6 protein-coding genes are annotated in these 16,385 nt (G+C 39.3%); all 6 read right to left on the reverse strand.

From position 1 onward, the window contains the following. Positions 1-213: 213 nt before the first annotated feature. Positions 214-1,761, reverse strand: coding sequence for a right-handed parallel beta-helix repeat-containing protein (locus J1905_RS22420; protein ID WP_214229437.1), 1,548 nt, complete (start codon positions 1,759-1,761; stop codon positions 214-216). Between the two features lie 27 nt (positions 1,762-1,788). After that, positions 1,789-3,471, reverse strand: a complete 1,683-nt coding sequence (locus J1905_RS22425; RefSeq protein ID WP_214229438.1) for a RagB/SusD family nutrient uptake outer membrane protein — start codon at positions 3,469-3,471, stop codon at positions 1,789-1,791. A 19-nt stretch (positions 3,472-3,490) separates the two neighbouring features. Further along, entirely contained in the window at positions 3,491-6,301 is a 2,811-nt protein-coding gene (locus J1905_RS22430; protein ID WP_214229439.1) for a SusC/RagA family TonB-linked outer membrane protein, read from the reverse strand. Between the two features lie 56 nt (positions 6,302-6,357). Beyond that, positions 6,358-8,094, reverse strand: coding sequence for a RagB/SusD family nutrient uptake outer membrane protein (locus J1905_RS22435; RefSeq protein WP_250318171.1), 1,737 nt, complete (start codon positions 8,092-8,094; stop codon positions 6,358-6,360). Between the two features lie 16 nt (positions 8,095-8,110). Beyond that, entirely contained in the window at positions 8,111-11,239 is a 3,129-nt protein-coding gene (locus tag J1905_RS22440; protein ID WP_214229440.1) for a SusC/RagA family TonB-linked outer membrane protein, read from the reverse strand. Between the two features lie 251 nt (positions 11,240-11,490). Further along, positions 11,491-15,600, reverse strand: a complete 4,110-nt coding sequence (locus J1905_RS22445; protein WP_214229441.1) for a hybrid sensor histidine kinase/response regulator transcription factor — start codon at positions 15,598-15,600, stop codon at positions 11,491-11,493. Between the last annotated feature and the right edge of the window lie 785 nt (positions 15,601-16,385).

Raw genomic sequence — 16,385 nt, forward strand, 5'->3', positions numbered from 1 at the left:
TACAGGCGTGCCTTTGCCCTCTTCCATTCTTCAAATTTCCTCCTTAACGGCATTAGTTGTTCATTCCGCTGATTGAAAATAAGATATTAATGCCAATAGCAGACGACTATAGGCCTTTTCAAAACGTTTTCTTTTCGGCCAAATCACAGACTGTTATTGGTTTGCTTTTACAAGTGATTAAATCTTTTTCAACATAGAAAATACCATCTTTTTTTAATTCTCATGAATACCGACGGCAGGCCTTTGACCCGGGCTGACCGGATTACCAAAAAAATCTCTAATTTTCGATTCAGTTAATGACTCACCAGCGCCGCGCGCCTTTGAAGTGGCTCTAAGCATAAAACACTTTAGCTTTTCAAATCCAGATAAATCTTTATCTGGTTGGCTTAAGAACTGGGGATCCGCTAATATTTCACCCGGTGTTTCAGGTTTGTTTAGGTAATTGCCATAATAAAGATTCGAACGGTAATAATTCCGCTTACTTTTAGCCATCTGGAAGTCGGCAGTGCCTTTTGTATAGAATATGTTGTTGGCAACCAGGGTGCTATCCGGATACCCATTCCAAGTGTCCATTTCTATTACAGTACTGTCTATTCCAGCTGGTTTTTTAGGTAAATAGATTAAATTGTTATAGATTTTTGTGTTCAGTACCGGACCTGTAATATGAATGACAGGAGAGAAGCCCGCATGTTTCCATTTGGTTCGGCTACCATCATTGTAACTCACATTGTACCGTATGATTGTACCTATATTGCCAATGTTTGCTGGCATAGTTGAACTTCCATCATTACAAATCAGTAAAAAACCACCATCATTATGATGGCTGTAATTGTATTGAATAATGGTGTTTCTGCAATTCCAATCAGAATCAAATCCCTGAGAGTCCCATGGGCCGGCGGTATAAGAAACCTCATTATATTGAATTGTAGTGTTGTCGCAGCTCCAGGGCCAGATTCCTGCAGCAGCATCACCTTCAGGGAAACGTTGTCCAGCACGATATACCACATTAGATTCAATCAAGGTTCCTTCGCATCCTATTGGAACAATCCCATCACCTCCTATATCGGTCAAATGATTTTTTCTTATGATAACATTGCGACTTGGAAACCAGTCTTGTCTTGACCAATACCCGGTGCTCGTAATGCCATTTCTATCCGTCCGCTCTATCCGGCAATTTTCAATCAGCAGTCCATCGAAGGCAGACCTCTTCTTCTTGCCACCATTTGTCCAGTGAATGCCCGCTCCACCACCTTCCTTTTTTACATTACTACCATTCACATCATGTATATATAAATTAGCAATCTCGGTATCATTTGCTATTCCATAATCTTCAAGTAATATGTGCAATCCCATTCTCTTCGCTTCGCGTTTTTCTCCCAGGTTGGTAATCTCAAAGTTTTCGAACTTCAGGTATTCAGCGTTAAAAATAAGCACAGTCTCACGTACTGTCCCTTTACCATCTATTCTGGGTCTTTTTCCTATACCGAATGAACTGAATACAATCTTGTTGTCCTTATTTCCCGCACAGGAAATTTTAAGTTGACCGGTATAAGTTGTAGCAGCCCTGAACAATACAGAATCACCTGGTTTTAAAATTAATGTATTTACTTTGCTTAATGTTTTCCATGCTTTATCCTTTGATAAGCCTGTGTAAACATCATTTCCATTCTTACTGTCAACATAGTATGTGGCAGCCTTTGATTGCAAAAAGATAAATAAACTTATTATCAAGGCGCCAAAGGCCAATTTCAATTTCATCATAAAGGGTATCTATTTTAATATTATCTGTTACCAGCCTGTATTTTGGATAATCACTCCTACAGATTTATCAATCTCTGTTCTTGGAATTGGATACAAGTACATTTTTTCGTTAAACACCCTGTTTTCTACAGGTATTGCAGAATTGTATAAAAAGCTATTGTTACTTAAACGAGTAATAGCTATTCCAAGTACCGGTTTCCCTAGCGTTTCAGTTCCAATTTTCCATCTTCTCACATCCCAAAACCGATGTTCTTCAAATGCCAGTTCAACCCGTCTTTCATTTCTTACCCGTAACCTGAATTCTTCCCTTGATACGCCAGTTACCGCGGGCATATTTACACTTCCTCTTTTTCTTACGTCGTTAAGTGCCTGCGACGCTGTTTTTGAAAAGCCAGCAGGCGCCACATCCGGACCAAATGCTTCATTCATAGCTTCAGCATAATTTAATAATATTTCTGCATATCGGAAATATACCCAGGCATGGCTGCTTGTTCTGTTTTGTAATAAATTTAGACCTTCATCGGAATATTTTTTAAGGTAATATCCTGTTTTTGATGCCCGGGGTTTACCTGGGCCGTCCAATCCTGCAGACCACAATTCAACTTTACGACCCTTATAATCGGAATTGTTCACAATTAATGTCATCTGTAATCTAGGATCACGATTTACATATGGATTCTGAGGATCATAGTCCGAATCATCGGCTATAGCGCGCCCTTTGGTTGTTTCATAAGCATCAACAAGGCCCTGCGAAGGATTAATTCCGCCGATGGCACCTTCAAATCCAACCGGGTAAGTTGTCCTCTCAAATGAATTTGACGCGGTATAACGTCGTTCAAAAATAAACTCATTACTCTGCATCAAACGAAAAAGGTCGCGGTAATTGGATTGCAGGGAATATCTGTTCAATTCAATAACAGCATGTGCTGCCTTTGCCGCCCTGCTCCATTTTTCAGAATCATTAGATGTATTGTGCAAAGGACTCGCAGCATATAGTAAAGCCCTTGATTTTAATGCAAGAGCGGCTCCTTTTGTGCCTCTGCCAATTTTATTGCTATTGTCTATACCACTCCAGGTGGGTGCTAAGTCACCGATAACAGCCTCAATTTCATTAGCTATGAAGGCCGTACATTCTTCAAATGTGTTCCTTTTTAATTTGAGATCATCCTCAGCAGAAAGAGTTTTAACAATCAATGGCACCCCACCATATCGTTTTATGAGTTCAAAATAAAAATAAGCACGCAAAAATCTGGACTCAGCTCTTAAACGTGACATATCGGTAGAATCTCGTTTGTAAGCAGTTATTCCTTCCGGGGTAACCAGATCTCTTTTAATAATCTCTTTGTAATCTGCGCTTTTTTCAAGGAATAGGTTTGCCTTTCGGATACCGATATAAAGATTGCCCCATTGGTTATCTGGGTTGCTGAAGGGACCCCAACCGCCATTGGTTAATTGCTGTATGGTGGTATTGGCACCGGCGTGAAGTCCATCATCCGTTGCTGCATCAAGCATGGCTCCGCCAAATCTTTCAAAACCTTGGGGCAGGTAAGTATAGATGCCATATGCAAAATCCCTCATGGTGCCATAAGAAGCAAAAACCTCTTTTTCTGTATAATTAGTATCCAGCTTTCTGTCCAGAAAGTCTTTCTTACAAGCAGCGAACAGCATGCTGCATAAAAGAGGCAGATATATTAAGTTTCTTTTTTTCATTACTGTCATGTTTACTAAGTTAGAATTGAACATTAATGCCGACATTAAACGATTTCAGCGGAGGATAGCCGGTTAGGGATTCAGGATCTACCGATTTGATTTTATCCCAGGTAAATGCGTTTACTGCACTTACAAATGTTCTTACATTGCTTATCCGTGCCTTGCTCAGCAAGCGTGTGGGAAATGTATATCCCAACTCTACATTTCTCAATCTTAAAACCCCTCCTGACTTAGCCCAAAACGTTGAAGGCCGATAGTTATTTGCATTTGGAAGTGTTGATAAACGTGGGTAAGTAGCATTGCCGGAAGTTTCAGGTGTCCAACTGTTAAGCGCCAGTTCGGGTATATTTGCATCATTTTGTAAGGCCCAGAAATAGGTGCCGCTCAGATATACATTGCGCCTGGTTATGCCCTGAAAAAATAATTCCAGATCGAAGCCCTTGTAGTTAGCCCCTAATGTTGCAGTATAAGTGATTTGAGGAGTCCATCCCTTTCCAATTGCAATCTCATCATTCTCATTGATAACATGATCACCATTCTGATCCTTGTATTTAAGATCCCCCGGCTTAACTGGTGTAAAAGTTTGCAGTGGACTATTATCAATATCATTTTGATCCTTAAAAAAACCAAGAGCCTCTAATCCAAATGGTTGGCCAACTTGGTGGCCTGTACGGTACAGATAATCTTCTGCACGAATAACTTCGCTCATCTCAAGGATTTTGTTTTGTGCATAAAAGGCACCTGCTTTAATGAAATAGTTAAAATCCCCTATCTGATCTGTGTATTTCAGATCGAATTCAAAGCCACGGTTACTTACTCTGCCTAGGTTTTGATAAGGCATGCCTACACCAACATAAGAGGGAACAACAGCATCATTTGTTGCCAGGATATCCTTGCGATTCTCATAAAAAAGATCAAGTGAAAAATCTACCTTTTTAAGTACATTTCCTTCTAGTCCCAGGTTGTACTTCATAGATTTTTCCCATGAAAGATTGGGATTGCCTAAAGGACCTTCCATGATTACGCCATAAGAAGTATTATCCTGTCCAAAATTGTACCCTCCACTATAAAAATAATTCTGCGCGTAGGCAAAGCGGCTTCCCACCAGCCTGTCGTTGCCCACAAGACCAGCAGATCCACGTACTTTAAGAAAGTTGATAGCTGAGCTATTCTTAAGAAAATCTTCCTCACTTAAGATCCAGGCAGCTGATAGTGTTGGGAAGAACCCAAAACGGTTGCCGGCCGGGAAGTTTTCAGAACCACTGTAAGAAAAGCCTAACTCAGTAAAATATTTTGATTTGTAACTATAATTTAAGCGTCCTGCCAGATTCTGTGTAGCATAAGGAACCTCATTGCCACTTACCTTATATACATCCTGGTGGTACATCAACATCCCCGAAAACTCATGATTATTCCAATGTCTGTCATAATTTAATGCGGTCTGGAAATTTGTTCTGTTCCACTGGTCATTTCCACTCCGGTTGACTGCAAAATCTGATGTAGTTCCATGCTGACGGTAGGTATAATCTGTTTCAGTTCCACTTAGTTCATAAACACCAATACTTCTTGTTCTATTGCGATTTGCACGATACCAGTTATTTAAGGAAAAGGCCTGATTAAATGTTAATCCCTTCAACAGAAAGCCAAGATCTTCAGTGAGACGCATGGTAGCATTCAAATTCCGGTCGTTCGAAGAAGTCCAACCACCTCCAAGAACTGAAGCTACAGGATTGTCACGATAAATCCCATTCCCTCCCCAGCTATTGTTTGGATTTCTTACCGGATAGGCATTTGCAGGGTATTTTGCCATATTTTCCCACAATGCAGTTCCATTATAGTTAGGGAAAAAGCGGTCTTCAACTCTTCCCCCTATATCAAAAGAAGCGGAAACGATCTTATTCAATTTCAAATCTATATTTGAGCGGAAGTTATATCTGTTATAATCTGCATTAGAATTTTCTGCTCTGTCTTCATCTGTATTTGCATACAAGCCCTTACTGTTCATGTAACCCAGCAAAATAAAATACTTTGCATTGTTACCTCCACCTGAAAAACTTAGATTGTAGTTACTAAATGGCGCATTTTTTCGTAATACCTCATCGTACCAGTTTACATCAGGATGCAGATAAGGATCTGATCCTGACTGATAAGCATCCAGATCAGCAGGACTATATCTTGAAGGCAATCCGTCGTTGGTAAGCGCTTGATTATACAGACGGGCATAATCATATGACCCAACAAAATCAGGTAATTGTGTAGGCTTTTGCAAGCCTGTCTGGGCATTAAATGTAATCTTTGTTTTGCCCGCCTGTCCTCTTTTGGTGGTGACAATAATAGCTCCATTGGCTCCCCGGATTCCATAAAGTGCAAGCGCAGCAGCATCCTTCAACACACTCACTGTTTCAACTTCATCTACGGCCAGTTGATCTAAGGAAGATTCAAAACCATCAACAAACACGGGGAAGCCTGAATTTTGAAAGGTTCCGTTGCCTCTGATGAGCATGGCGGAAGGGGCATCATAACCTGGTTCTCCTGAACCTTGCAACATAGTTAAACCCGGTAATCTGCCATATAGGGTATTACTTAATGTGGTTGCAGGTGTTTTTCTTAGCACAGTACTATTTACCGTGGAAATAGCAGAAGTAAGTGCCCTGGCATATTGCTGACCATAGGCCACGTTTATTTTTTCTCCGAAGGGATGTTTTCGTGAAGAGGTATCGACATTGTTTTTAACCGTATCAGGAGTTCTAATTTGGGCTTGGGTCGTCATACCTATGCTGGGAAAAACAGCAACAAGTAACAACCTCAATACTATATATTTTTTGTTCATAATACTTTGCATTTAATTCAGTATTTAAATTTTAAGGAAACTATGGTCTAAACCCGTTACCAGCCTGGTGTTTGTGTCACATAGCCTTTATCGATTTCAGTTTGCGGCATTGGATATACATACATTTTGTCTTGCCAAACACGACTCTCAAACGACTCCATTTTGTATATCATACTACCGTTTGGCTGCTCATACAGGTTTAAGCCCCACATTTTTCCTTTCATTACCCCCTCATCACCAGCTATCTTCCAGCGGCGAACGTCAAAAAACCTATGTTCTTCAAAAGCAAGCTCAACTGCTCTTTCTCTTCTGATCGCCTTTCTTAATTTTTCCTGAGAATTATAATTTGGATCTGCGCTTGTAATACGTGGCATCCCTGCACGTTCCCGGATCATATTTAACGCATCATAGCTAGCGGGATCCATTGCTGAATGTTCATTAAGCGCTTCAGCATAGTTTAGGTAGAATTCAGCCAGTCTGAATATTATCCATTGATTGTACTCATCACCCCAGTTGCCTCTTGTCAGGAATTTTTTCATGTAGCCGACACCATTTAAAGGAGCATACAAAGACCAGGCACCATCGTTCTTTTTATAAAAGCTGATGGTACCTATTTCATCATTCCATTTAGAACCTGAATAAGCCACCGACTGCTGAAAGCGGGGTTCCATTTGTTGCATCTTTTGCATAAGCTCCTGATAGGAACCTTCTGCAGGCCAATTTTGATCTTCACCTGTGGCAGTTTGATACATCTGGGCCATTTGCAGGGTTACTCCGTTACCGTACCAGCCACCATAAATTCCCCTTGGCATCACAAATTGTTGAAACATCGGCGACCAATCTCCCCAGGGCCCATGTGATTTATTTGCCAGTATAATTTCCGGATTGTCCTGCTGAGATATTGCTGATTCATAATTCACACCAGCGTCCGGGTTTGATTTTACCAGACTTACTCCATTAGCTGCTGCCCAATCTAACACGGCCTTACTTGCTTTAGCAGCTTCTACCCATCTGCGCTCATCATAACTGCCATAACCTGTAAGATTATTTGGGTCGGGAAGGTAAGGAGCACCATTGGAAAGCGGGCTTGCGGCATACAACAAAACCCTTGATTTCAGCGCTAATGCGGCGCCTCTGTTAATTCTTCCCCTCCAGCCTGTAGGGTATGAATCGGGAATTGAAGAAGCAATCACCTCATCGCAGCTCTTTACAATAAAGTTAACACACTCTTCATAGGTACTGCGGGGGATTTTTATACTCCCGGTTGCTTCCAGTTTTTTGTCTACCAATGGCACCCCTCCATATCTCTTTACCAGTTCCGCGTATTGCAGTGCCCGCAGAAATATAGCTTCAGCCTTCATCTGATCTTTTTCAGTTGCTGAAATGTCTGGCACCCGATCTACATTCTCTAAAAAGATGCTGGCATTTCTTATACCCTTGTAGTGGGAGCCAAACTCATCCTCATTATTTCCCTGAGGACCCCAATTTCCCTCGTTATGAGAATTTGGACCCGGCCAGGAATCATAAATATCTCCCTCATCAGAAGCCGCCATTAACATTCCAGCTTGCATTCCGTCTCTGATGTTCCAATCGTTAGAGAACCCATTGGGCATGTAAGTACCATAAACATTCCATAAAAAGGTCTCTGCCTTGATCTTTGAAGAAAAAATGGTATCGATGGTTACATCACTGCCGTTTGGTTTTTCAAGAAAATCTCTCTTGCAGGAAGAGGAGAAAAGCAAGAAAAGTCCTGTTGCAGACAACATATATAATTTTATATTAAATGACTTCATTTCCTTAATTTTAATATTAAAACTGAACATTAACGCCGAAGTTATAGACCTTCATCTGAGGATAGAATTCTCCTCTTCCGGCTGGAGATTCGGGATCATAGTTTTTTATTTTACTCCAGGTGATCAGGTTATTCCCATTTGCAAAAAACCTCAGGCTTTTTATACCTGCTCGTTCCAGCAAGCGTCCCTTGAATCTGTAGGCTACTTCAAGATTTTTAAGGCGAACATAACTGCCATCAATCAACCAGTAATCGGATCGAACGTAGTTATGCTTCCCCTCTGTTGGCGACAGTTCTAAACGTGGGAAGGTAATTTTTTCACCAGCGGCATAACGCTCAGGCGTCCACCTTTCCATATGCTTACTCTGGGCACTTCTCCAGTCTGTATCAAAAGGCCAGGCAGCCATCTGATCAATATAAGTAGATACCTTATCTGAACCCTGGAATAAGGCAGAAAAGTCGAACCCTTTATATTCAAAACCGAATGAGATTCCATAAAATACTTGTGGGAAGGAAGAGAAGCCTATCGGTGCCCTGTCGTTCGCATCAATTACTCCATCTTCATTTAGATCCTTGTACCTTACATCACCAAGCTGTAACTCGGCATCGTAAGATGATTTAGGTGCTGCAGCCAATTCTTCAACTGTGTTAAACAATCCCTCGCTGATTAATCCAAAGTACTGTCCTACGGGGCGACCAGTTTCCCGCAACCATTCATATGGCCTGTTAGGCTCATCTTTATGAATGATCTTATTTTTAGCAAAAGAATAATTGGTTTTTACCCAATAATTGACTTTCCCTATGTTACTGTTAAAATTAGCTTCCAGTTCATAACCCTTATTTTCTACCTTTCCGAAATTTACAGGAGGCAAAGTAGCCTGTACAATATCAGGCACTGTACCTAGAGTAATCAGGATGTTATCCCTTTTCTCCATAAAGAAATCCGCGTTAATGCGAAGTTTATTCTTGAAAAACCCTGATTCCAGACCGATGTTAGATTTTTTTGCACGTTCCCAGGTCACATTAGGATTACCAAGGGCACCTTCCTGGGAGCCACCATAGAAATTATAATTGTTTCCTACTTCCCCAAAATAATATCCGCCACCATAATTATATACATCCGGCTGACTTAAAAAACGGCGATCGCCCATTCTGTCATTTCCTACCTCACCATAAGAACCTCTTATTTTTAGCAGAGATAGCAGGTTGCTTTTAGAAAGGAAGGACTCTTCTGTTAACACCCAGCCAAGTGAAAGGGAAGGGAAGAATCCGAAACGCTTATTTTCCGGAAAGTTTTCAGAACCATTATATCCAAGGTTAAATTCAGAAAGATACTTGCTGCGGTAGTTGTAAGTTACCCTACCAACAAAACCCATATAACTTCTTGGGATTTCCGGATAATTCAATCCGCCTTGTCCGTAATAAGAAGCTGGATCTGTTATTTTTTCCAAATTATATAACGCAAGGCCTGTTACATTATGGTCACCAAAGCTTCGTGAATATTCAGCTGCGAATTCTCCGTATATTTTGCGCCAGCGATCGTAGCTTTCACTAAATGAAAATGGGGCTTCTTCTCCTTCTCTTAAATAAATTGGCTTTTTGGGATCTAAAGGATCTTTTATAATCTTATATTGAATAGCAGCCTTTCCACGATTTACACCATGGGTATAGTAAGTATCATATGCCAGTGTTCCACGCAACTTCAAACCCTCTGTAATAAAATCAAGCTTATGCTGCAGACTGATATTGGTGTTAAGATTGCTATTGAATGAAGAAGAATATCCATTTGTAGCGATAAAACTTAGGGGATTGCCAACTGAGCTGGGCAGGCCCTGAACACTGCTGATTAATTTGCCGTCTATTACTCCAGGGTTCATTAAAGGGTTTGAGCTTAAAATTCTGAAAAAGATAGCCCCGGCACCCTGCCCCGGATAATTCCTGTCAGCAAATTGGCCACCAAGTTTTATAGAAGCACTAAAATCCTTGTTGAAATCTATATCAAAATTAGAACGGATATTATACCTTTTGTACCTGGGATTGGCAGAGTATTCCTTTTGTAGTTCCCCTACATCATACGCTCCTTGCTGGTCAAAATATCCCAGGGAGATAAAGTATCTGGTATTGTTAAAACCACCACCAATATTAAAGTTATGCTGTTGCTGCAGTGAGTTTGGTTTTAATACTTTGTCAAACCAATCAACGTTAGGATGGAAGATCGGATCATTTCCACTCTGAAAAGCATCCAAATCCTGCTGAGAAAAATAGGGATCTTGTCCCATATTTGTCTGTGCCTCATTTCTTAGCGTAGCATAATCAAAACTGTTCAGCATCTTTGGAAGCTGCGTTGGAGACTGTAAGCCAAAATTTGAAGTATAACTAATCTGAGGAGCACCCGCCTGCCCCGTTTTAGTCGTGATGATGATTACTCCATTAGCGCCACGCACACCAAAAACAGCAGTTGCAGATGCATCTTTTAATACACTCACGCTTTCAACTTCATTTGGATCTACCAGATTCATATTTCGCTCTACACCATCAACCAGTATCAGAGGATCAGAGTCTTTACCTTCTCCAAGTGTGGCTATTCCTCGGATTTTAATTCTCGATTGATCATACCCCGGCTCTCCGCTTTGCTGCAGTGCAACAAGACCTGGCAAACGACCGCCAAGTGCATTGCTGATATTGGCAACAGGACTTTGTACCAGTTCCTTATTACTGATACTTGAAATGGCACCAGTTAATGTTGCTTTCTTTTGTTTTCCATAGCCCAGAACCACTACTTCCTGTAAATTGGCATTGTCTGGTTGTAAGCTGACATTCAGCGTTTTTTTACCGTTTACAAGTATGGTTTGAGTCATATAGCCGACATAAGAAAATACCAGAACAGCACCGTCCGGGACATTTATTTTATATGTTCCATTTTCATCTGTCATTACTCCTGTAGAGGAGCCTTCCACTTTAATGCTCACGCCGGGTAGCGGCTGTTTGGTTTCGTCAAGAACTACTCCTGTTACCAGATTCTGAACCTGAGTACCTGCATGTACAATTCCATGATTCTTTGAAGAGGCGTAACCGGCAAGTGTTGATGGAACCAGAAAAACAAGAATGTACAGGAAGGATTTTATAGTTTGTAATTGTCTTTTCATACTCCCTGATATTTTTTAAATAAATGGCATTCCTGATATGAATTTTTCATACAATGAGGTTTAAGCTTACTGAGATAAAATCTCAATTTCAGCTGATTTACTATTTGGTTAATTGATCCGCAAATTGAGATAGTTTTCAGGAAGACATGAGGGGGTAATTCATAAAAAAGGGGGGCATATTCATACAAAAAGGCTCTCCTTTTACAAAAGAGAACCTTTAAAGTGGGTATGGGTTAAAATTTAGTTGGCGTTTAATTAGGGGAAATATCGACCATTCCTCTATTGAGTTTATATTCCTTTCCGAAATTCTTCCTGTACTTTTTGATGTATTCAGATGGGTTGATTCCGAAAAGCTTATAGAATTCTTCTCTGAAATGTTTGATATCATTCATCCCTACGCTATAGGCAGCTTCGTTAACATTACAGCTGGTATTGATGAAATGCTCTGCCGCCTTACGCAGACGGATAAACCTGATAAAGCAATTTACAGACTTACCAGAAATCGACTTTACTCTTTTGTATAAATTTGAGTGGCTCATGCCCAATTCGGAAGCAAGTGATTTTATATTGAAATCAACATCGGTCATTCGTTCTTCAACAATCGAAATACAACGATCAAGGAATTCTTTATATTCTGTTGAAACTTTTAAGTTATTTGACTTTAGGGTAATTTCATTATAGAAATATTTTTGCAAGTTATTGCGACTTTTAAAAAGGCCTTCAATACGCGCGATGAGCATCTCATTTTCAAAAGGCTTACTGATGTAATCATCAGCTCCACCTTCAATCCCCTTTAGTTTAATTTCGGCGGAAGAACTGGCCGTTAACAGAATAACCGGAATATGACTCAATACAGAATCCTCCTTGATCTTATTACACAATTCAATTCCACTCATGCCCGGCATTAACACATCACTAATAATAATATCGGGAAGATATTCATAAGCGAGCTGCAACCCTCTGACACCATTATCCGCTTCATACAAAATATACTTTTTGCTGAATATTTTTTTAAGATATTCGCGGATTTGTACATTGTCATCAACAATCAACATAGAACGATTGTCTGAAAACAAAGTTTGAAGACCGTTATTCTGTTCTGATATGTTGTTTTCTATAGCCACAGGCTCCATCTCTTCAATAAGTTCTTCGAGAAATGGAGAATGCTCTTCTACATCTCCAAAAATCAAGTTGGAACTTAAATGAGCCCGACCCTTTTTCAATTCTATTCGGAATGTAGTGCCTGATCCAGGTTTACTCTCATAATTTATTTCTCCTTTATGACTGTCGATAAAATTTTTAACCAGATAAAGACCGATACCAAATCCTATTTTTAAAGGGCCATCATTTCTTTTCACCTGGTAAAATTTATTGAAAAGTTTTTCTCCGGTTTCTTCAGGTATTCCGAGGCCATCATCCTTCACAGAGATTTCTAAAGCGGCTTCCGTTTCTTTTATTCCGATGATAACACTTCCTCCATCTTCCACAAATTTAAGGGCATTCGAAATTAAATTGAGTAATACAATTTCCATCTTCTCACGGTCGGCATAAATCATAATATCTTCATTATCACACTCAAATTCATACCGCACATTTTTAGATTTTGCCTGATGGGTAAAGCATAGGAATACTTCTCTGCAAAGATTAGAAATATTAAGATGAACAAGTTTCAGGTTTCCATCCTCACTTTCCGTCTTTCTAAACAATAATAACTGGTCTACCAGGCTTAGTAATCTTCTGGCATTCCGATACACGATGCTCAAATCTTTAGGATCTACAGATTTCTGTCCTCCAAAAACCAGCTCTTTTATAGGATTTATGATCAGTGTTAATGGAGTACGGAATTCATGAGATATATTGGTAAAGAAGGAAAGTTTCTTTTCATTAAGTTCCTTTTCTTTCTCTGTTTGCATATGTGCAATTTCCAATTCATACTTCATTTTGGTCTGCTTAGTCTTATATAGCAGATAGCAATAGATAAATGCTGCTGCTAAACCACCATAAGCAAGATAGGCCCACCATGTACGGTACCAGGGAGGGAGAATAGTAATGTAGATGACCCTTTCATTGACATTCCAGATACCCTCGGCATTTGTAGATTTTATCCTGAGTATATAGTTTCCTTCATTTAATCTGGAATAATTTGCTGTTCTTAATTTGCCTACATAATTCCATGAATTGTCCCATCCTTCCAGGTAATAAGCATAAGATATTTTATCCGGCGCAGAATATTCCAAAGCCACAAAATCTATAGAAAGCATAGCTTGTTCATGAGACAATGTCAGGTTTTGAATATCATATACACTTTTCTGTTCAGCCAATTCCTGGGATTGTTCCAGAGGAACATTATTTATGCTCAATCGGGTTAAAAGCGTTTGAGGCATATTATTATAAGGTTTGATGTCCTTGGGTGTAAAAATATTAAACCCCTTAATGCCTCCAAAAAGGAATTCTCCAGACTTCAGTATTGTTGCTGCATTATAGTTGAATTGATTGCTCTGAAGGCCATCTGATTCATAGAAGTTTTTGAATTTTTCGCTTTTTGGATCAAAGCTCGATAACCCATTAAAGGTGCTTATCCATAACATACCATCCTTATCTTCCAAAATATTTAATACTGAATTGTTAGCAAGCCCATCTGAATCAAAAAACTGCACAAATTTTTTACGGTCTGACTCATAGCGTCGTATGCCACCCCCTTCGGTACCTACCCATAGGTGCCCGGAGCGGGATTCATGAATAGTCCGCACCGGATAGTTTACATTTAACACCGTATGCTTTTTATTATTCTTGTCGATTTTGATAAGTTCAGTAAATGTCCCAACCCATAGATTGCCTGCCTTATCTTCTGCAATAGAGATTACATTCCATAAGGAATCATCAAATAACTCAAATCTGTTAGTGGCCCTATTGAACTGATACATTGCCCCATTGCATGTTCCGGCCCAGAGCACTTTATTCCTGTCTTCATACAAAATCCAAGTATTTCGGTCATCATATCCACGCTTATCATTATAGCATACAAATCGCTCAAAAAGACCAGTTTTTCCATTGTATTTACAAATGCCGCCACCATATGTGGACATCCAAATGTTATTTCTATAATCTTTGACAATACTGGTAACATAATCGTTGGGCAGTGATTTGTTATTCAGCGGATCATGCTTAAAATTGATGTATTCGTTTTCTTTTCGATTCCAGTAACTTAATCCTCCTCCATCTTTTCCAATAAATATATTGCCATCCTCTACCTCACAAAAGGAGAGGATAAAGTTGTTTACGAGGCTATTTCTGTTTAACGGGCCATTTGTAACAGTTTTAAACTTATTCTTTTGCTGATCAATAATATTAATTCCACCCCGGAGTGTTCCAATCCATTTTCTAGTATCCTTATCTTCATATATCGCATATACAGCACCGCTGGTTAATGAGTTTTTATCCTTTCCAGCAAGCAAATGACTCATTTTACCTGTTTTTGAATCCAATATATTTACGCCGCCTCCATCCGTAGCTATCCAAAGGTTCTGTGCTTTATCTAAATTTAAACCAACTACGTTATTACTGGACAAGTCTCCTGATTTTTCATCATAAATCCTGAGCTCCCTGGTGTCGGAGTTGAATTGATAAAGCCCAATGTCAGCACCGATCCAAATATTTCCTTTCTTGTCAACCTCCATACATTTTGCTAAATGCACCTTGTTGTATACAAGCCTTAATGAATTGGTTTTTTTATGATATAAATACAAGCCCTTATGTTGAATAAATACCCATACCCTTTGTTGCCCGTCAATTTTTATGGCCTGAACATGGGTGTCGGTGTCGGTATCTAGCTTAACTGTTACAGCGTGGCCTACAGTCTTGTTATATAACAGTAATCCTTTTCCTGCAGTTGCAATAAATACATTTCCTGATTGGTCTGCTTCGATATCATTAATAATAAAATCGACTACCTTACGCTCAGATTTCTTGGTTTGGTAATAGTAAAGTGCAGAAAATTTAGCTGTTAGGGGATCAAAAATACTAACACCACTTTTTGTTCCAACCCATATCCTATTGTTCTTGTCTTCTGCAATCGCTACAATTCGGTTATTGATTAAGGATAAAGAGTCATTATGGCGATTTCTGAACACCTTAAATTCATATCCGTTATAACGATTCAAACCATCATAAGTTCCAAACCACATAAAACCATAATGATCCTGATGAATGGATGTGACTGCATTGTTTGACAGGCCATTCTCTATTCCCAGGTATCCAATTGGAAATGGATCAATGGCAAATGCTTTATTTACTAATAAAAATAAAAGCAATAGTATTCCCGAAATTTTTATATTGGGATTAGGACTGGGAACGGTTTTCATAAATTATGCATTTAAAAACCCCGGACAAAAAAAATGCTTTGCTAATGCATTAACAAAGGCAGGTAAGGATCAGAGTTCTTTGGGTTTATATTTGTGTTTACAAGATATAAAAATAGAACCAAGGTTGAAATGATTTTAGAAATAAACCATTGAGTAATTAATAAAATACATTGAGAAGTTTAATGTTAGTCATTTGGATTGTTAAAAAATAGTTGCAATTTATTTAGAAGACCTATAACTGGGGCAATTTATTTAGAGCAAAAAATCAATACAGATATTAAGAACGTGAACGGAAAACTTACAACGGGTCAGCAAAAGATTGTGACGGCAATGCGAGCCGATAACAGAATTACTATGGAAGAGTTGTCTAGTATTATTGGCATTGCAAAAACAAATATTTCTAGAAACGGCAAGTAATTAACAGAAAAGGTATAAAAGGCAAGTTGAACCTACAAGAGGAGATGATTGCTTTTTAACTGTTTGTTGCAGAGAAGTGGATCATTTCTATGAACCACTTCTGGTTTTTGTGGTAAATTCTGATCTTTAGATTGTGCGTACCATCAAATCTGTAATGGTGAACGTAGATTTTTGCATCAAATTCAACAATTTCCCCTATAAAACTTAACATTATTTGGCTATTGAAAAGACAAAATGGGGCAGAAAGCTTCCAATTATGGAAACAAAAAACCCCATCCTCTTAGCTAGAAATGGGGTCTTACGTGTTTTTCAGATTTGAAAATCTGAGCTCCCTCTGCTGGGCTCGAACCAGCGACCCTCTGATTAAC

This window comes from Pedobacter sp. B4-66, from assembly GCF_018492665.1.
In the GTDB taxonomy this organism is placed as follows: domain Bacteria; phylum Bacteroidota; class Bacteroidia; order Sphingobacteriales; family Sphingobacteriaceae; genus Pedobacter.

Excerpts from the sequence above, each read along its gene's own strand:
- J1905_RS22420 (WP_214229437.1), bottom strand. The coding sequence starts at position 1,761 with ATGATGAAATTGAAATTGGCCTTTGGCGCCTTGATAATAAGTTTATTT.
- J1905_RS22435 (WP_250318171.1), bottom strand. The coding sequence starts at position 8,094 with ATGAAGTCATTTAATATAAAATTATATATGTTGTCTGCAACAGGACTT.
- J1905_RS22430 (WP_214229439.1), bottom strand. The coding sequence starts at position 6,301 with ATGAACAAAAAATATATAGTATTGAGGTTGTTACTTGTTGCTGTTTTT.
- J1905_RS22425 (WP_214229438.1), bottom strand. The coding sequence starts at position 3,471 with ATGAAAAAAAGAAACTTAATATATCTGCCTCTTTTATGCAGCATGCTG.
- J1905_RS22445 (WP_214229441.1), bottom strand. The coding sequence starts at position 15,600 with ATGAAAACCGTTCCCAGTCCTAATCCCAATATAAAAATTTCGGGAATA.
- J1905_RS22440 (WP_214229440.1), bottom strand. The coding sequence starts at position 11,239 with ATGAAAAGACAATTACAAACTATAAAATCCTTCCTGTACATTCTTGTT.